Annotated in this window: 15 protein-coding genes and 2 tRNA genes; 8 read left to right on the plus strand and 9 right to left on the minus strand. The window is 48.3% G+C overall.

The annotated features are described in order from the left end of the window. Nucleotides 1–10: 10 nt before the first annotated feature. Nucleotides 11–2,524 (plus strand): carboxypeptidase-like regulatory domain-containing protein, encoded by a 2,514-nt coding sequence (locus H3001_RS05235; protein WP_178243669.1) that lies wholly within the window; start codon nucleotides 11–13, stop codon nucleotides 2,522–2,524. A gap of 160 nt (nucleotides 2,525–2,684) precedes the next feature. Here the strand turns inward: H3001_RS05235 and H3001_RS05240 are convergent. From H3001_RS05240 to prmC, 8 genes are all read right to left on the minus strand, one after another. Then, nucleotides 2,685–2,769, minus strand: a tRNA-Leu gene (locus H3001_RS05240). Nucleotides 2,770–2,785: 16 nt separating this feature from the next. Continuing rightward, nucleotides 2,786–2,858 (minus strand) — tRNA-Gly (locus H3001_RS05245). An 81-nt stretch (nucleotides 2,859–2,939) separates the two neighbouring features. After that, nucleotides 2,940–4,280, minus strand: coding sequence for an argininosuccinate lyase (argH, locus tag H3001_RS05250; RefSeq protein WP_178244259.1), 1,341 nt, complete (start codon nucleotides 4,278–4,280; stop codon nucleotides 2,940–2,942). 69 nt (nucleotides 4,281–4,349) lie between these two features. Further along, on the minus strand, nucleotides 4,350–4,775 hold the full coding sequence (locus tag H3001_RS05255) for an SRPBCC family protein (RefSeq protein WP_181214271.1): 426 nt from the start codon (nucleotides 4,773–4,775) through the stop codon (nucleotides 4,350–4,352). Between the two features lie 107 nt (nucleotides 4,776–4,882). Beyond that, complete coding sequence (pyrE, locus tag H3001_RS05260; RefSeq protein ID WP_178244261.1) at nucleotides 4,883–5,518, minus strand: orotate phosphoribosyltransferase; 636 nt, start codon at nucleotides 5,516–5,518, stop codon at nucleotides 4,883–4,885. A 99-nt stretch (nucleotides 5,519–5,617) separates the two neighbouring features. After that, the gene (locus tag H3001_RS05265; RefSeq protein WP_181214272.1) at nucleotides 5,618–6,307 is read right to left on the minus strand and encodes a ComF family protein; all 690 of its coding nucleotides are present in this window, start codon (nucleotides 6,305–6,307) and stop codon (nucleotides 5,618–5,620) included. Beyond that, a complete protein-coding gene (locus H3001_RS05270; protein ID WP_181214273.1) occupies nucleotides 6,291–6,770 on the minus strand; it encodes a regulatory protein RecX in 480 nt (159 codons plus the stop codon). Before H3001_RS05270 ends, H3001_RS05265 begins: the two co-directional genes overlap by 17 nt. Further along, complete coding sequence (gene prmC / locus H3001_RS05275; RefSeq protein WP_178244264.1) at nucleotides 6,767–7,615, minus strand: peptide chain release factor N(5)-glutamine methyltransferase; 849 nt, start codon at nucleotides 7,613–7,615, stop codon at nucleotides 6,767–6,769. The genes H3001_RS05270 and prmC overlap by 4 nt, the downstream gene beginning before the upstream one ends. A 37-nt stretch (nucleotides 7,616–7,652) precedes the next feature. Between prmC and ribD the strand changes: the two genes are divergently transcribed. The 7 genes from ribD (at nucleotide 7,653) to murI (ending at nucleotide 15,928) form a co-directional block, all read left to right on the plus strand. After that, on the plus strand, nucleotides 7,653–8,687 hold the full coding sequence (gene ribD, locus H3001_RS05280; protein WP_178244265.1) for a bifunctional diaminohydroxyphosphoribosylaminopyrimidine deaminase/5-amino-6-(5-phosphoribosylamino)uracil reductase RibD: 1,035 nt from the start codon (nucleotides 7,653–7,655) through the stop codon (nucleotides 8,685–8,687). A 216-nt stretch (nucleotides 8,688–8,903) separates the two neighbouring features. After that, complete coding sequence (locus H3001_RS05285; protein ID WP_181214274.1) at nucleotides 8,904–10,352, plus strand: DUF6242 domain-containing protein; 1,449 nt, start codon at nucleotides 8,904–8,906, stop codon at nucleotides 10,350–10,352. A 33-nt stretch (nucleotides 10,353–10,385) separates the two neighbouring features. Further along, the gene (locus H3001_RS05290) at nucleotides 10,386–11,129 is read left to right on the plus strand and encodes an isoprenyl transferase (RefSeq protein WP_317170753.1); all 744 of its coding nucleotides are present in this window, start codon (nucleotides 10,386–10,388) and stop codon (nucleotides 11,127–11,129) included. Nucleotides 11,130–11,131: 2 nt separating this feature from the next. Beyond that, entirely contained in the window at nucleotides 11,132–13,774 is a 2,643-nt protein-coding gene (bamA, locus tag H3001_RS05295) for an outer membrane protein assembly factor BamA (protein ID WP_178244268.1), read from the plus strand. 86 nt (nucleotides 13,775–13,860) lie between these two features. Then, complete coding sequence (locus H3001_RS05300; protein ID WP_178244269.1) at nucleotides 13,861–14,376, plus strand: OmpH family outer membrane protein; 516 nt, start codon at nucleotides 13,861–13,863, stop codon at nucleotides 14,374–14,376. Between the two features lie 70 nt (nucleotides 14,377–14,446). Then, nucleotides 14,447–14,992, plus strand: coding sequence for an OmpH family outer membrane protein (locus H3001_RS05305; protein ID WP_178244270.1), 546 nt, complete (start codon nucleotides 14,447–14,449; stop codon nucleotides 14,990–14,992). A 93-nt stretch (nucleotides 14,993–15,085) separates the two neighbouring features. Next, nucleotides 15,086–15,928 carry a glutamate racemase gene (murI, locus tag H3001_RS05310; protein WP_178244271.1) on the plus strand — a complete coding sequence of 281 codons (843 nt, stop codon included), beginning with the start codon at nucleotides 15,086–15,088 and terminating at the stop codon, nucleotides 15,926–15,928. 214 nt (nucleotides 15,929–16,142) lie between these two features. On the opposite strand, the gene H3001_RS05315 is transcribed toward murI, so the two are convergent. Further along, the gene (locus tag H3001_RS05315) at nucleotides 16,143–17,408 is read right to left on the minus strand and encodes a peptidase U32 family protein (RefSeq protein WP_181214275.1); all 1,266 of its coding nucleotides are present in this window, start codon (nucleotides 17,406–17,408) and stop codon (nucleotides 16,143–16,145) included. Nucleotides 17,409–17,428: the final 20 nt, after the last annotated feature.

Genomic DNA, 17,428 nt, shown 5'->3' on the forward strand with positions numbered 1-17,428 from the left:
TTCCTACCGTATGAAATCCCTGATTTTTTTCTTCTTCCTGCTTTTCACCTGTCAGATGCAAGCACAGTTTCTCATAAAAGGGAAAGTCATCGACAACGAAACACACCAACCGCTGGAAAGGGCCGCAATCACCCTCACACGTGACTCAAGCCGTACCGTCTACAAGTATGCCTTAAGCGACCCAAAAGGATATTTCTCGTTTTCCGTATCCGAAAATGCTGCATGGACGGTACATGTCACCTACTTGGGATACCAGAAAGAAAGTCGGTCTGTGCAGAAGGGTAAAGAAATGACAATCCGACTCAAACCGGAAGCCATTTCCTTGAAAGAAGTGGAAATCAAGGGAGGACGTATCTACGGGCAACAAGATACCGTAAAATACGACTTGTCTCGTTTCACCTCCGGGAAAGAGCAAAGCATCAAGGAGGCACTGAAAAAACTACCGGGAATTGACGTAAACGAACAAAGTGGGGAAATCCGATACAACGGAAAAGCTATCAGCCAATTTACTGTAGAAGGAATGGATGTATCGGGAGGCCGGTATAATCAAGTCACAGAGAACTTGACAGCTGATGCAGTGAAAAGTGCCGAAGTGATTGAACACTTCCAACCCATCCGTTCCTTACGTAACAAAATACCAAGTGACAAAGTGGCTTTGAACCTTACACTAAAACCGGAAGTCCGTTCCCGCTGGTTACTCACCTTTCAGGCAGCGGGTGGGTATGGCGACCAAATGTTGTATAACGGAAAACTCAATGCCTTACAACTGGCTCGTGAACGGCAAGGCATCTATTTATATAAGGCAGACCAGACCGGAAAAGATCTTTCCACCGAACTGCAACAGCTGATTTCCGACAACCAAAACTTTCTCACGCCTACCGATGTTCCGACCTTTATCGAACAACCTACCTTTTCCTTCCCTTTGGAAAAACAACGGTTGATGGACAATACTACTCACCTGGTATCTGTGAACCGTCTTTACCGAAAAAACGAGGAACAACAGTCCCGTTTCACCTTCCACTACCTATACAACGAACAACGTCGTAACCAAGGTACTCAGGAAATTTACTACTATCCTACCGATACAATCCATATCGCACAAACACAAGATTACAATCTGTACATGCATCAAGCGCAAGCCACCTACAACTATGAACGGAACGGCACACGGTCTTTCTTCCGAAATCTACTGGAAGCCCATGGAACTTGGGGGCACAGTCAGGAAAACCTGCACGGCAACCCAGAACTGACACAGTGCCTGCAAACGAGCAGTCTTCAGCTAACCAACCAATTGAATCTCTTGACGACTCGCAAGCACACTACCTCTGGCTTTCGCTCTTTCTTCCGCTATGCCTACCAGCCCACCACACTTCAATTTGCGCAAGTCAATCAGTCATTCGGACTCCAGCAAGTCTATATAGATAACCAAGCATATCACCAATGGAAAAAGAACGGAATGACCTTTGGGGTTACTGGAGGCATGCAAGGGGAATGGTTATGTCTGCATCAGACAGCCAATTTCTCCAGTCCCCAGTTCAAACTCTACGTCACTCCTATGTGGATGTGGGAACAAAACTCTTTCCGATTGACAGTATCAGCCGATGCGGCTTATCTAAGAAAAAACAATCCACAATATACAGACTTACGAATCAGTCCGACGGTCTCACTATACTGGCAATTCAATCCACGTTGGGAATTAATCACCCGTGCTCAAATCCAGCAAAAAAACGAAGAAGCCACCGCTTACTACCCGTATTCCTACTGGAAGAACTACCGGACCCTGGTATCCTTTTCATCTCATATTCCAGAATTGCAGGATCAACTCTATTCCTTTTACCTGACCTACAAACGGACTGTCCACGAATTTTTCTGGTCACTTTCAGGAAGCTGCTGGATTCGGAAAAACCAACAATTGACTCATTCAGGATATCGGGACAGTATCTTCACTCTTACAACCTGGGAAGTTCCTAATCATAATCGCAGCTACAGTCTCACCAGTCTGCTCTCAAAAGGCATCTATGGCTGGAATCTGAAAACTTCACTGGAAACCCAACTCGTCCACAGTGAAGGAAAACAGGCAGGACAGGGATCAATCCAAAACTACCGCTACACCCAACTCATACTAACCCCTAAAATCAACTGGACACCCCTTTCCTGGTTCAACACCACGTATTTGGCATCTTTTACCTGTAATCGTTCTCTCATCGGAGAAGGTAATAATCTACCAGCCTTATGCAACATCCGTCAGCGAATCCACCTTGAAATAGGAAACTCCACCTGTCAAATCCATCTCATTGGCGAACACTATTATAACCAACTCGATGAAAACGATCATCAGCACGTATGGCTTGCCGATGCCGAAGTTTCGTACATCAAAGACAAATGGCGGTTTTCGATGAGTCTGTGCAACTTATTCAACCAAAAAGAATATCGATATACGACTTATTCGTCTATCCAACAATATACTTCATGGATTAAAATGCGACCAAGAGAAATCTTAGTTTCAATTCAATATCAGTTATAGCATAAACTAAAAACAAAAAAAGTCAAATCTTGGTTTTACTTTCGGTTTAACTTTGAACCCAAGAACACACTGATTAAGTATAATCAAAAAAATAGAATCGTTTAGAAAAAAGAAAAGTTCTTGTAAATTATGCTTTACAAGAACTTTAACGATACATCTGTACTCGAAGCGGGACTTGAACCCGCACAGCCGCAATGGCCAAGGGATTTTAAGTCCCTCGTGTCTACCGATTCCACCATTCGAGCATCCTTTCAAAGAAAGAGCGGAAAACGAGACTCGAACTCGCGACCCTAACCTTGGCAAGGTTATGCTCTACCAACTGAGCTATTTCCGCAATATTAACGGGTGCAAATGTAAGGAGTTTTGCAATATCCTCCAAACATTTCACCCGTTTTCTTATTTTAGAAGACCAAATTTACCGTTTCAGCAGCGCTTTCTCCGCTTCCTCTACTTTCTCAAAATTAAAGCCGCCCAAGAGCTGGTTCATCAGTTCCACAATGCGGTCATTGCAAAGGTTTCCGATACTTCCGGCATGAGTATGATGTACCTGCTTGTTATGAGTAAAGTTTCCGGCCTCGATATCCAGTCCCACCTTCTTATAGGCATCACGGAAAGGCATTCCCTGAAGCGCCAGACGATTGACCTCCTCTACACTGAAGATATAAAGGTATTTGTCATCCTCCAGGATATGCTCATTCACCTTCAACTTATCCATGATATAAGTAGCCATCTGCAAGCAATCCTTCAACTCCTCGAATGCCGGTACAAACACCTCCTTGATAATCTGCAGATCCCGGAAATATCCGGATGGAAGATTGTTCATAATCATCATAATCTGCTGCGGAAGCGCCTGAATCTTGTTACATTTGGCACGGGTCAGTTCAAAGACATCCGGATTCTTCTTATGAGGCATGATACTTGAACCGGTGGTACATTCATCCGGCAGTTTCACAAATCCGAAATTCTGACTACTGAACATACAGGCATCAAAAGCAAGTTTCGACAAGGTACCTGCCACAGAAGCCAGCGCAAAGGCCACATTGCGCTCCATCTTGCCTCTTCCCATCTGTGCATAAACCACATTGTAGTTCATCGAGTCAAATCCCAGCAGACGGGTCGTCATTTCACGGTCGAGCGGGAATGAAGAACCGTATCCGGCAGCAGAGCCCAAAGGATTACGGTTGCACATCTTGTATGCCGACTGAAGGAACATCATATCGTCCACCAGACTCTCCGCATAAGCCCCAAACCACAAGCCGAAAGAAGAAGGCATTGCAATCTGCAGATGCGTATATCCGGGCATCAGTACATCCTTATAACGGTTGCTTTGTGCAATCAGCACCTGGAACAGTTCCTCCACCTCTTCCACCACCTGCTTCAGCTGTTCGCGGGTAAAGAGTTTCAAGTCAACCAGCACCTGGTCATTACGCGAGCGTCCGCTATGTATTTTCTTACCCACATCTCCCAGTTTGCGGGTCAACATCAGTTCTACCTGAGAATGCACATCCTCTATGCCGTCTTCGATGACAAAATCTCCAGCCTCGGCCGAAGCATAAATGTTTCTCAGTTCTTCCAGCAACACCTCCAGTTCGCCGGCAGTCAGCAAACCGATACTTTCCAGCATGGTGATATGAGCCATAGATCCCAACACATCATGCTTTGCCAGATATAAATCCAATTCCCGGTCGCGTCCGACAGTAAACCGGTCGATTTTTTCGTTTACCTGAACGCTTTTTTCCCAAAGTTTCTGAGCCATAATATACTGCAAGATTGAAATAAAACAGAAAAGATATTCCCTAACAGACCTTTACCATCCGGTTCCCGATTAATAAGGAATCATCGCCAGCATGTCGGCCAACTTCTCAACCCCTTCCTGCAAAGGTTTGGAAACCATCGCTTTCATGAACATGTTCACTTCCGCACGGATGGTCACTTTCATTTTAGCCTCATTGTCCGTAACCGGCAGGATCTGTATCCACAGATTCAGAGGAATCGGCGACTTATCCCCCTCAAACTTAATGCATTTCATCGGTTCGCGTTCGATGATACGCAATGTCAGCGTAATTCCCTGCACCTTGAGTGTCAGCGAATCACGGTCGAATGCCATATCCTCCAACTTGCCGTCCAGCTTTTCTTTCAGCATATCAAGCCGTTCACGCACCGACTCCAAGTTGTTCAAATCAGACAATTTATTATACACCCGCTCCTGGCTGTAAGGAACATGCTTTACCGTACTTTCAAATTGAGCCATAATCTGTAAATCAATAAAGAAGCACGGATTCCACCTTCGCACAGCCATACAATAAAGACAGCCATGGAACTTGTGTAATCCGTGCTCCGACTATAAAAAATTAACTATTATTTTCCAGTCCAATGTGCAGGATCTTCTCTCCATGCCTGAAGTACCGGAATATCTTCTTCATTAATATAATCTGTTTTCAAGGCAGCTTCCAGAACCGCATTGTAGTTTGTCAAAGTAACCAATTCCACTTTTGCGTTCTTGAAGGCTTCTGCCGATACATTGAATCCATAAGTGAAAGAAGCTACCATACCGATTACCTCACATCCGTTGCGACGGATAGCGTCTACTGCTTTCAAGCTGCTTCCGCCAGTTGAGATCAGGTCTTCCACTACTACCACTTTCATTCCCGGACGAAGTTCACCTTCAATCAGATTTTCCAAGCCGTGATCTTTTGGGCTTGAACGTACATATACAAACGGAAGGTTCAGCTCTTCTGCCACCAAAGCACCCTGAGCAATCGCTCCGGTTGCCACACCGGCAATCGCATCCACTTCCCCAAATTTTTCAAGGATTACACGACACAATTCCAACTTCACGAAATTACGCAAAGCAGGATAAGACAAAGTCTTGCGGTTGTCGCAATAAATAGGCGATTTCCAACCAGAAGCCCAAGTAAACGGATTAGCCGGTTGAATCTTAACAGCCTTCACTTTTAACAATTTCTCTGCAAATAATCTTTCCAAAGCTTTCATAACTTAATTATATCTGATAAATCTATCTGCAAATGTATAGAAATTCGGTGGGAATAAGAAATATAAGTGCATATTTTTTGACGGAGTTCATCTTTTTGATTATCTGGCCCACGCCAAAGTAACTACACTGAATGAAATCCCTTCTATCTGAGACAAAGCATCTGCGCAGGCCACCAAAGTAGCGCCGGTAGTCAGCACGTCGTCAACCAGTAACACATGCTTTCCGCAAAGGCTTCCGGCCTTCGGGGTAGCGACAAACAGCCCCTTCACGTTGCTCCATCTTCCATATGCCGTTTCATGGGTCTGTGTCGCGTTATTTCTTACACGTGTCACCGCATCCGTCATCAGCGGAATCCCGGTTTCTTCGGCAATGCCCCTTGCCAACAGCTCGCTCTGATTATATCCTCTTTCCCTCAAACGTGCGCGTGCCAGGGGAACAGGCAGCAGATAATCCACCGATGCAAAAAAGCCGGCAGTCTTCAACTCCTCCGCCATCCGTTTTCCCATTTCACGGCAGAGCCTGCGTGCCCCGTGATACTTCATGTCATGCAGCAGTCCGGCAACCTCCCCTCCCTTCGTGTAATACAGCAGGGCATAGGCCTGTTCCACAGGGAAGCGGCCCCAAAAGCATTTTGCCATCTCATTATCGGGACTGACCTCCAGACGGGTAAACGGCAGACGGGACCAGCAACGGATGCACATCCCCCACTCTTCCGCTCCCAGCTTCTTTCCGCACGACAGACAGAAACGGGGAAAGAACACCCCTGTCACATCATTCCACAGGTTCATCTTCCCATGTCTCCTTCAGGCATTTCCGGACCTCCTCCGTAGTATAGCCCCTTCCTGCAGCAAAGCGGAGCAGTTTCATATTCCGCTCATACTCGTTCCGGCCGGTAACTCCCCGCTTCTTTCGGTTCAGCAGTTCGGACAGCCCCTGCATATATTCCTCTTCATCAATATCTTCCAGTCCGGCAGCAATAGCCGCCTCCGGCAGGCGCTTCATCTTCAGGGCCTGCACAATCTTCACCCGGCCCCATCCGGCAAAACGGTATTTGTCACGGACAAAAGCCCTGCAAAAACGGTTCACATCAATGAACCTGTCCTTTTCCAAATCCTGCAGCACACACACTATCCAGTCGTCCGAAGCCCCCCACTGGCGCAACTTCGTTTCAACTTCCGAAGGACAGTGCTCGGCTGCCGAGCAATAGGCTTCCGCCTTATTCTTCAATTCTTTTTCCGATAACTCTTTCATGGTCTGACAGCTTTTACCATCCGGTCATTTCCCGACAAATCTTTACGTAACTCCACTTCCGTATATCCCAAACGTTCCAGCAAAGCCACCGTTTCCTTCCCGTAGGCACGGTTGATTTCATAATACAACCTGCCCCCCGGCGACAGGATACGGAGACCTGTTTCCGCTATCTTCCGGTAAAACAGCAGCGGATCATCATCCGGCACAAACAGCGCCAGTCCCGGCTCCCAGTCGAGCACATTCCGCTCCATCGAAGCCTTCTCTTTCTCTGCAATATAAGGAGGATTGCTGACCAGTACATCCACTTCTGTTTCAGGAAGAGACTCCGACAGCACATCCTGACAGCAGAAAGTCACCACAGCCCCATTCGCTGCGGCATTCCGCCCGGCCACCTCCAAGGCCTTTTCCGAAATATCCCATGAAGCCACCTGCGGCCGGTAAGCTTCCAGGCGTTTGTACAGCGTAACCGGTATGCAGCCGCTCCCAGTCCCGATATCCAGAATCCTTACCCCCTCAGTTCCCTGGCAGTCGGCCGTAATCCATTCCACCAGTTCCAGTGTCTCCGGCCGGGGAATCAGCACATCGGGAGTCACCTCGAAAGACAATCCCCCAAACTCCGCCTTTACCAGCACATACTGCAGCGGCTCATAATCCCTCAGCCGGTTCAGAATATCTTCCAGCCTGTCACGGTCGTTCTCCGAAAAATTCATATCTTTGCCCGCATACAGATCGAAAGTCGAAAAATGAAACACTTCCGTCAGTATCCACTTGGCTAAAGCACCCGCCTCAGTCTCCTGATAATAAGGGTGTAACACTTGCTTAATATATGTATAAATAGGATGCATAGAATGCAAAAATAAAAATAATATTTAGGAATATACTATGACCCAAGATGAAAAATACATCCGCAGATGCATTCAGTTGGCACAAAACGGATTATGCACCACAGCTCCTAATCCGATGGTAGGAGCTGTCATTGTATACAATGACCGGATTATCGGGGAAGGTTACCACATACGCAGCGGAGAAGGACATGCAGAGGTCAATGCCATCCGCTCTGTAAAAGACGAGTCACTGCTCAGCAAGGCGACCATCTATGTCAGCCTGGAGCCCTGTTCGCATTATGGAAAGACCCCTCCCTGCGCCGACCTCATCATCAGCAAAAGAATCCCCAGAGTCGTGATTGGCTGTGTAGACCCCTTCCCGCTGGTTGCCGGACGGGGAATCCGGAAGCTTCAGGAAGCCGGCATCTCTGTCACCGTGGGGGTATTGGAACAGGAGTGTAAAGAACTCATCCGCCGGTTTACTACCTACAACCTGAAAAAGCGTCCGTACATTACACTGAAATGGGCCGAATCGGCCGACGGGTTCATCGATATCATACGTCAGGACGGCAAACCGGTCATCCTGTCGACCCCGCTGACCGCTTTACATGCGCACAAACTGCGGGCCGAAAACCAGGCCATTCTGGTAGGCCGGAAGACCGCCCTCCTGGACAATCCTTCCCTGTCTACCCGCCACTGGTACGGCAGACACCCGCTCCGGCTGGTTATCGACAAAGACCTGAGCCTGCCTTCCGGTCTGCACCTGTTCGACGGCTCCCTGCCGACCGTAGTCTTCACTTCCAGACAGAAAGAAAGCAGTAACAATCTGGAATACAGACAACTGGATTTCACACAGGATATCCTGCCGCAAATCATGCAGGTACTGTACGAGAAAAAGATACAGACATTACTGGTCGAAGGAGGCAGCCAGCTGCTCCAGTCCTTCCTGTCGTCCGGATTATGGGACGAAGCCTACGTAGAGCACAGCCGCACCGTACTGAAAGAAGGAGTGGCCGCTCCGTCCATTTCTCCCCAATATGGCAGGAAAGAATTTCAATACGACGGTGTCCGGATGAATTATTATGTCAAATAAATCGAAAACGAGCCCCCTAAATATTGAAATTAAAGAACATAAGAAAGGTTTATCCATAATTTTATATAAAACTTAAGGCAAAAGTTCTGATTCGAAAAAAAACTTTCTACTTTTGCAACCTATAACATAAAGAATCATTTGCAAATGAAAATTAAGTTTTTACCAATATTTATATTTGGCCTACTTTTTGCAACGGCAGGACTTACTACATCGTGCTTGAATAGTGATGTAACTGAAATCACATACAGTTCAAATACCAGCATCACCGCCTTCTCTCTGGGAACCCTGAAGGTAAAGGTAGTGGGAAAAGACCAGGCTGGAAAAGATTCTGTCTACTACAGCGAGGTAGATATGTCCAACTATCCCTTTACAATAGACCAGATCCAGCGGACCATCGAGAATAAAGACTCACTGCCGGTAGGAACTGACATTTCAAGAGTAATCACCAGCATTACTGCCGATACCCAGTACGTATTGTACGGAAAGATCAGCAAAAAAGGGGAAGAACCGACGGATACTTTATGGACTAGCACCGACTCCATCAACTTCGAGGTGGCTCCGGAAGAAGGACTGACCTTTAAAGTGGGTGCCATGAGCGGGGTAATGGGTAAGCCTTATCACGTGAAACTGAACGTACATACCTTGGTTCCTGATTCATTGCAATGGGCTTCAGAACCGACACACTACCAGTTTACAGCCGGTAAGCTGAGTCACCAGAAGGCAGTCTTCATCAACAACCGTATTTTTGTATTCGGAAAGCAGAACGGCGAAACCGCAGTAGAATATACGCGGATTACTTACCCTGTCATCAACGACCAGGGGGTAGTTGTCGCTCCGCAGCCCTCTGCATGGGAGGCTGTAAGCAACCCGCAGCTGGCAAAAGCCGATCCTTATTCGGCTACCGTATGGAAAGAACAGATTTACTTCCTTTCTGAAGGAAGCCTGTATATCCTGAACCCGGAAAACCTGTCTGTAAGCCAGGCTGCCGGAACACTCAACCGCACCGACCTGACACAGGTATTGGGAAGCGTCACCACTCCTTCCGGCATCAGCCAGTTGTATGCCCGCACTGCCGAAGGATTCATCACTTACACCGAAAACGGACAGACAGCCGGATGGGGTAATACAGAAGCCGCTCCGGAATATGCTCCGGCCAACGGAGAACGGTTCGCTGCCGCAACGCTCCCGATGTCATACAATAAGAATCTGATGCGTACTATCGTAATGAGCTATAATTCAGCACAGAAGGAATCGGCAGGTGTAATCAACCAGCGTCTGACCAACGACAATCAGTGGACAGCCTACAACTATGCGCAGATCGATACCTTCACCTGTCCGAACATCGTAGACGGAAGCATGATTTTCTACAACAAGAAACTGTATGCCTTCGGAGGAGCTGTCAGCAGCAAGAAGCACGAAGCCTACAAAGACGCTTTCAGCACATTCTACGCATCTACCGATAACGGACTGACATGGACACCAGAAGTACGCTACGTACGTTTCCCTGAGAACCAGTCGTTTGCGACCTATTATCAGAAAGGAACAGCCGGAGAAGGTGCCTATTCATGCGTCACCGACAGCTACCATTTCATCTGGATTATCTGGGCAGACGGAACCATGAGCCGCGGCCGCATCAACCACCTGGGATTTGCCTCCAAGTGGTAAATACAGTCTTAATCATCACACTCGAAGAATCGTATCAACATGCAATATAAGGAACAAATAGACAAGACACGCATTCCGGCACACATTGCCATCATCATGGACGGCAACGGACGCTGGGCCAAGCAGCGTGGAGAAGTTCGTTCGGTGGGCCATCAGGCCGGAGCAGAAACCGTACATGTCATTGCAGAAACAGCCGCACGGCTGGGAGTAAAATACCTTACTCTCTATACTTTCTCTACCGAGAACTGGAATCGCCCGGCAGAGGAAGTAGCCGCTTTAATGGGACTGTTGATGAACTCCATCGAAGAGGAAACCCTGATGAAGAACAACATCAGTTTCCGCGTCATCGGAGATATGGAAAGACTGCCGGAAGATGTCAGAGCCTGCCTGCAGCAATGTATCGAACATACCTCGCAGAATACAGGTATGTGCCTGGTACTTGCATTGAGCTACTCGTCTCAGTGGGAAATTACCGAAGCGGTAAAACAGATTGCACAAGAGGCCGTCGACAAGAAGATAGACATTTGCCAGATTACAGATGAGACCATCAGCCAGCACCTGACTACTCATTTCATGCCGAATCCGGACCTGCTGATCCGTACCGGAGGAGAAATCCGTCTGAGCAATTACCTGTTGTGGCAGTGTGCCTATTCGGAACTGTATTTCTGCGATACATTCTGGCCGGATTTCAAAGAAGAAGAATTCTATAAAGCCATTTGTGATTATCAACATAGAGAACGCCGTTTTGGCAAAACAAGTGAACAAATCTTGAAGTAACAATGCGAAACCTTATTTCCTCTATTCTACTGATTTTTGCCTGTATGTTCAGCCTTGTGGCGAACGGATATGCACAGGAAAATACAAATTCAACCGGTGAACGCCCCGTTATTCTGTATAATGGCGCCCCCAAGAAATACGAGATTGCCGATATCAAGGTAACCGGTATCAAGAACTACGAAGATTATGTGCTGATCGGCATATCCGGACTGGCCGTAGGACAAACCATCACCGTACCGGGCGATGACATCACAAGTGCCATCAAGCGATACTGGAGACATGGATTGTTTTCGGACGTGAAAATCTCGGCAGAGAAAATTGAAGGAAACAAAATTTACTTGCTTGTGGAGCTGAAGCAGCGTCCGCGTATCACTGACATCCGTTTCCATGGAGTGAAGAAGGGAGAACGTGAGGACCTGCAGGCCAAGCTCGGACTGGTTAAGGGTAGTCAGATTACTCCTAACCTGATCGACCGTGCCAAGCTCATCATCAAAAGACACTTTGATGACAAGGGATTCAAGAATGCAGAAGTCAACATCGTAGAAAAAGAGGACCCGAACAATAAGGAACAGGTATATGTAGATGTCAACATCGACAAGAAGGAGAAGGTAAAGGTACACCAGATTACCATCGACGGCAACTACGTACTGAGTGACAAGAAGTTGAAGCGTGTCATGAAAAAGACCAACGAGAAAGGCAAGCTCATCAATCTGTTCCGTACCAAGAAGTTCATAGAGGAAAAATACGAAGAGGATAAGCAGAAGATCATTGACAAATATAATGAGCTGGGATACCGTGATGCCATCATTGAAGTGGACAGCGTATCGCCGTATGACGACAGAACGGTCAACGTATACATGAAGATCAGTGAAGGTGAGAAGTATTACCTGCGCAACATTACCTGGGTAGGAAATACGGTGTATCCTTCCGACCTGCTGAACGAGCAGCTGCGCATGAAGAGCGGAGATGTATACAACCAGAAATTGCTGAACGACCGTATTACGAACGATGAGGATGCAATCGGAAACAACTATTATAACCGTGGATATGTGTTCTTCCACCTCGACCCGGTAGAAGTCAACATCGACGGTGACTCCATCGACCTGGAAATGCGTATCGTAGAAGGACCGCAGGCAACCATCAGCCATGTCCGCATCAACGGTAACGACCGTCTGTATGAAAACGTGGTACGACGCGAGCTCCGTACACGTCCGGGTGACCTGTTCAGCAAGGAAGCGCTGGAACGTTCTTACCGTGAAATTGCACAGATGGGACACTTCAACCCGGAAAACATCAAACCGGATGTACGTCCGGATGCAGCCAACGGTACGGTGGATATCAACTGGGGACTGGAATCAAAGGCCAACGACCAGGTGGAATTCTCTGCCGGATGGGGACAGACCGGTGTCATCGGTAAGCTGAGTCTGAAGTTCACCAACTTCTCATTCGCCAACCTGTTCCGCAAGAACGACAATTACCGCGGATTCCTGCCGCAGGGAGACGGACAGACACTGACCATCAGCGGACAGACCAACGGACGCTACTACCAGTCGTACAGTATCTCGTTCTTCGACCCCTGGTTCGGAGGCAAACGCCCGAACTCGTTGTCGGTATCTGCCTTCTATTCGGTACAGACCGATGTCAGCAGCCAGTACTACAACTCGGCTTACATGAACAACTACTATAACTACCTGAGCGGATACGGAAGCTACTACGGTGGTTACTACGATAACTACGAGTCTTACTACGACCCTGACAAGTCGATCAAGATGTTCGGAGTATCTCTGGGATGGGGTAAACGTCTCCGCTGGCCGGACGACTATTTCACCCTGTCGGCCGAACTCTCTTACCAGCGCTTCATGCTGAAAGACTGGAGCTACCTGTACATCAAGCTGAACAACGGACAGTACATGAATACCGGAAACTGCAACAGCCTCAGCCTGAACCTGACGCTGGCACGTAACTCTACCGATAACCCGATCTTCCCGCGTTACGGTTCTGAATTCAGTGCTTCGCTGCAGATTACTCCGCCTTACTCACTGTTCAGCAAGAAGGACTACTCTACTTACGGTAAGGACAACTACGAGGATGCTGCCAGCATGTACCGCTGGATTGAATACCACAAGTGGAAATTCAAAGCCAAGACTTATACCGCGCTGATGGATATCCAGAAATGTCCGGTCATCATGACCCGTACGGAATTCGGTATCCTGGGACACTTCAACAAGTACAAGCGCTCACCGTTCGAAACCTTCTATGTGGGAGGTGACGGTATGACCGGATACAGTTACAACTACGCATCCGAAACCATTGCCCTCCGCGGTTATGAAAACGGTGCATTGACCCCTTACGGTCAGGAAGGATATGCATACATCCGTCTGGGAGCCGAGCTCCGCTACCCGCTGATGCTGGAGAACTCAACCAGTATCTATGCACTGGGCTTTGTGGAAGCCGGTAACGCATGGACCGATGTGGCCAAGTTCAACCCCTTCCAGTTGAAACGTTCGGCCGGTGTGGGTGTCCGTATCTTCCTGCCGATGATCGGTATGATGGGTATTGACTGGGCATACGGATTCGATAAGATCAACGGTTCTACCCAGTATGGAGGAAGCCAGTTCCACTTCATTATCGGACAAGAATTTTAATTAACCTGACAGGAATTGAGAAGCAGGAGCTTCGGAGCATGTCTACCGGTCCCTGGTTCTCAATTTCAGTTTTAAACCATAAGATTATGAAAAAACTAATTCTTCTCACCATGTGGCTCATCGCTTGCCACTTCACCGCACAAGCACAACAATTCGCGTTGGTAGACATGGAATACATACTGAAACAGATTCCAAGTTATGAACAGGCCAACCAACAGATAGAAAACCTGTCGAAACAGAGACAGAGCGAGATTGAGGCAAAGGTAAACGAGGCAAAAGCCTTGTACGAAGCCTACCAGAAAAAAGCGGCCACTCTTTCGGCGACTCAGAAGACCGCTCAGGAAGAAGCCATCATTGCCAAGGAAAAGGAAACAGCCGAACTGAGAAAGAAATACTTCGGTCCCGAAGGCGAAATCATGAAAAAGCGCCAGGAGCTCATCAGCCCGATACAGGACGCCATTTACAATGCCGTAAAGAACATTGCCACACAGAAAGGATACGATGCCGTAATCGACCGCGCATCGGCCCAAAGCATGATTTTTGCCTCTCCACGCATTGATATCAGCAATGAAGTCCTGGCAAAACTAGGATATTCGAATTAATTTTATACATTTGCACAGGTGAATATAACCGTTGAAACAGAAATTAATAACAAATAGAAATTTATAGATTATGTTTAAGAAAATTGCTTTATTACTTTTGCTCATCGCACCGATGAGCGTATTCGCACAGAAGTTTGCTCACTTCAAGTCAATGGACATCATCCCGGTAATGCCTGAATACGCAAAGGCACAGACAGACATACAGACGATGCAGAAACAGTATGAAGACGAAATCAAGCGTGCTTCAGACGAATTCAACAAGAAATATGCCGAATACCAGCAGGAACAGAAAACCCTGCCTCAGAACATCCAGGAACGTCGTCAGAAAGAACTCCAGGAATTGTCTGAAAAAGGCATGCAGTTCCAGCAGGATGCACAGCAGCAGCTCCAGAAAGCATATGCTGACATGATGGAACCGATCTACAAGAAACTGGAAGATGCAGTAAAAGCCATCGGTGCAGCCGGAGGATATACTTATGTATTCGACCTGAACCGTACAGATATCCCTTACATCAACGACACCATGTCAAAGGATGTAACCAACGATATCAAGACAAAACTGGGCATCAGCCTGACAGCAGTTCCTGCAGCTCCTGCAGCAGCACCAGCACAGTAATCCAGAAAAAAGAATAATTACATAACAAACGCGGACCGGTACGGCCGGGCAGGAAAATCGCTGCCCACTGTATCCGTCCGCGTTTTAAAATTTATGATGAATCTTATGTATCCCATTATTGGCCCCATCGGCATTTTCGATTCCGGATACGGAGGACTGACCATTCTGGAGAAAATCCGCCAGCAGCTTCCCCAATACGACTACCTGTATCTGGGCGACAATGCCCGCACCCCTTACGGTACACGCTCTTTCGAGGTGGTATATGAATTTACCCTGCAAGCCGTACGCAAACTGTTCGAACTGGGCTGTCCGCTGGTCATCCTGGCCTGCAACACCGCCTCGGCAAAGGCCCTGCGCAGCATCCAGCAGAACGACCTGCCCTATCTTGACCCTACCCGCAGGGTACTGGGAGTCATCCGTCCCACGGCCGAAAGCATCGGTCCGCTGACCGTATCCCGCCACGTAGGTCTGCTGGCCACCGAAGGTACCGTCCGCTCACAGTCGTACCTGATGGAGATACAGAAACTGTATCCGGACATCACCCTCACAGCCAATGCCTGTCCGCTATGGGTACCGCTGATAGAGAACAACGAGTTCGAGTCGGAAGGAGCCGATTTCTTTGTCCGCAAATACATCAACCAGCTGCTGGAAAAAGACCCTCAGATTGACACCCTCATTCTGGGATGCACCCACTATCCGCTGCTCATCAGGAAAATCCGGCAGTTTACCCCTCCCCATATCCGTCTGGTAGCCCAGGGAGAATACGTAGCCTGCAGTCTGAAAGACTACCTCCACCGCCATCCGGAGATAGAGGAGCGCTGTACCACCCAGGGCAAGTGTCAGTTCCTTACCACCGAATCGGAAGAGAAATTCCAGGAATCCGCTTCCCTCTTCCTGCACCAGCAAGTCAAGGTACGCAGCATTACCCTCGAATAAATTGGGGATTCACTCCCTTCAAGAAGCATTTCCTTTTGCATTACGGGCAAGAGGAAATCCCGTCGTTATACACGGTCAGACCCTGCATGCGAGGTTGCATAACCCCGCACCCCAGGTCGTCCGACCCGCATACCGAAGTTGTACAACCCTGCGTGCAGGGTCAAAAAAAGTCTGCCCTTGTGAGGCAGACTCCCAAACGGTTGTTTATTCTTTCTTATTGCTTGTTCTTCAGTTCCTCGGCAGGTACCATCCGGTACAGCTTGTCACTCGGACGTACCCGGTCGGGCACCTTGAAGGATACATGTACTCCCTTTTTCACCACATCCACCGGTTTCAGGTTCACGCGCGCCTCTTCCAGCGTCACATACATCGCCCCCGTAGTCGGTCCCGTAATCAGCAGTTTGTCGCCCACCTTGATTTCCGAAGCCTCAATCAGGAACTCTGCCACACCGATGTTCGAGAAGTACTTGATACCCCTTCCGGCATACACCTTACGCTCGGTAGCCTCCGAACCGTAGTTCTTGCTCCATTCTCCCAGACGCTGTCCCAGGTAATAACCGTTCCAAAAACCACGGTTGAACACCGTTTTCAGGCGCACATCCCAGTCGGCCTTCTTCTCCTCGGTAAACGTACCGTCCAGGTACGACTGGATAGCCTCCTTGTAGCATTCCACCACCGTACGCACATACTCAGGTCCGCGGGCACGACCCTCAATCTTGAACACCCGTACACCTGCCTCAATCATCTCATCCATAAAATGAATGGTCTTCAAGTCCTTCGGCGACATGATGTACTGATTATCGATTTCCAGTTCAATGTCGCTCTCCTTGTCCTTTACGATATAGGCACGACGGCACACCTGCATGCATGCACCGCGGTTGGCCGACGCATTCTGCTCGTTCAGGCTCATGTAACACTTACCCGACACCGCCATGCACAATGCCCCGTGACAGAACATCTCGATACGTACCGGCTCTCCCATCGGACCCTTGATACCCTGTTCGTGGATGGCATCATAAATCTTGCGCACCTGCTTCAGGTTGAGTTCACGCGCCAGTACCACTACATCGGCAAACTGAGCATAAAACTTCAGTGCCTCCGCATTGCTGATGTTCAGCTGCGTCGACAGATGCACCTCCTGTCCGATCTGGTTGCAGTACGACATGACCGCCACATCGGCCGCAATCACGGCACTGATGCCCGCTTCCTTTGCCGCATCCACAATCTTACGCATCAGAGCCACGTCCTCGTCGTAGATAATGGTATTTACCGTCAGGTAACTCTTCACCCCATGCTCATCACACACCTGAGCAATCTCGCGCAGGTCGTCTATGGTGAACGTGCTTGCCGAACGGGCACGCATGTTCAAGCTCTCGATTCCGAAATAAATGGAATCGGCACCCGCATGAATGGCTGCAGCCAGCGACTCACGTGAGCCGACCGGAGCCATAATTTCAAAGTCTTTTATTGAGTAATTCATCTTTTCTTATTGATTTAGAG

Origin of the sequence: Phocaeicola faecicola, from assembly GCF_013618865.1 — a bacterium.
In the GTDB taxonomy this organism is placed as follows: Bacteria; Bacteroidota; Bacteroidia; order Bacteroidales; family Bacteroidaceae; genus Phocaeicola; species Phocaeicola faecicola.

What these genes read in the sequence shown, in the direction of transcription:
- prmC (WP_178244264.1), bottom strand. Translation starts at nt 7,615, where the DNA reads ATGCATCCTATTTATACATATATTAAGCAAGTGTTACACCCTTATTAT.
- H3001_RS05265 (WP_181214272.1), bottom strand. Translation starts at nt 6,307, where the DNA reads ATGAACCTGTGGAATGATGTGACAGGGGTGTTCTTTCCCCGTTTCTGT.
- H3001_RS05315 (WP_181214275.1), bottom strand. Translation starts at nt 17,408, where the DNA reads ATGAATTACTCAATAAAAGACTTTGAAATTATGGCTCCGGTCGGCTCA.
- argH (WP_178244259.1), bottom strand. Translation starts at nt 4,280, where the DNA reads ATGGCTCAGAAACTTTGGGAAAAAAGCGTTCAGGTAAACGAAAAAATC.
- H3001_RS05270 (WP_181214273.1), bottom strand. Translation starts at nt 6,770, where the DNA reads ATGAAAGAGTTATCGGAAAAAGAATTGAAGAATAAGGCGGAAGCCTAT.
- ribD (WP_178244265.1), top strand. Translation starts at nt 7,653, where the DNA reads ATGACCCAAGATGAAAAATACATCCGCAGATGCATTCAGTTGGCACAA.
- murI (WP_178244271.1), top strand. Translation starts at nt 15,086, where the DNA reads ATGATGAATCTTATGTATCCCATTATTGGCCCCATCGGCATTTTCGAT.
- pyrE (WP_178244261.1), bottom strand. Translation starts at nt 5,518, where the DNA reads ATGAAAGCTTTGGAAAGATTATTTGCAGAGAAATTGTTAAAAGTGAAG.
- H3001_RS05255 (WP_181214271.1), bottom strand. Translation starts at nt 4,775, where the DNA reads ATGGCTCAATTTGAAAGTACGGTAAAGCATGTTCCTTACAGCCAGGAG.
- H3001_RS05300 (WP_178244269.1), top strand. Translation starts at nt 13,861, where the DNA reads ATGAAAAAACTAATTCTTCTCACCATGTGGCTCATCGCTTGCCACTTC.
- H3001_RS05235 (WP_178243669.1), top strand. Translation starts at nt 11, where the DNA reads ATGAAATCCCTGATTTTTTTCTTCTTCCTGCTTTTCACCTGTCAGATG.
- bamA (WP_178244268.1), top strand. Translation starts at nt 11,132, where the DNA reads ATGCGAAACCTTATTTCCTCTATTCTACTGATTTTTGCCTGTATGTTC.
- H3001_RS05305 (WP_178244270.1), top strand. Translation starts at nt 14,447, where the DNA reads ATGTTTAAGAAAATTGCTTTATTACTTTTGCTCATCGCACCGATGAGC.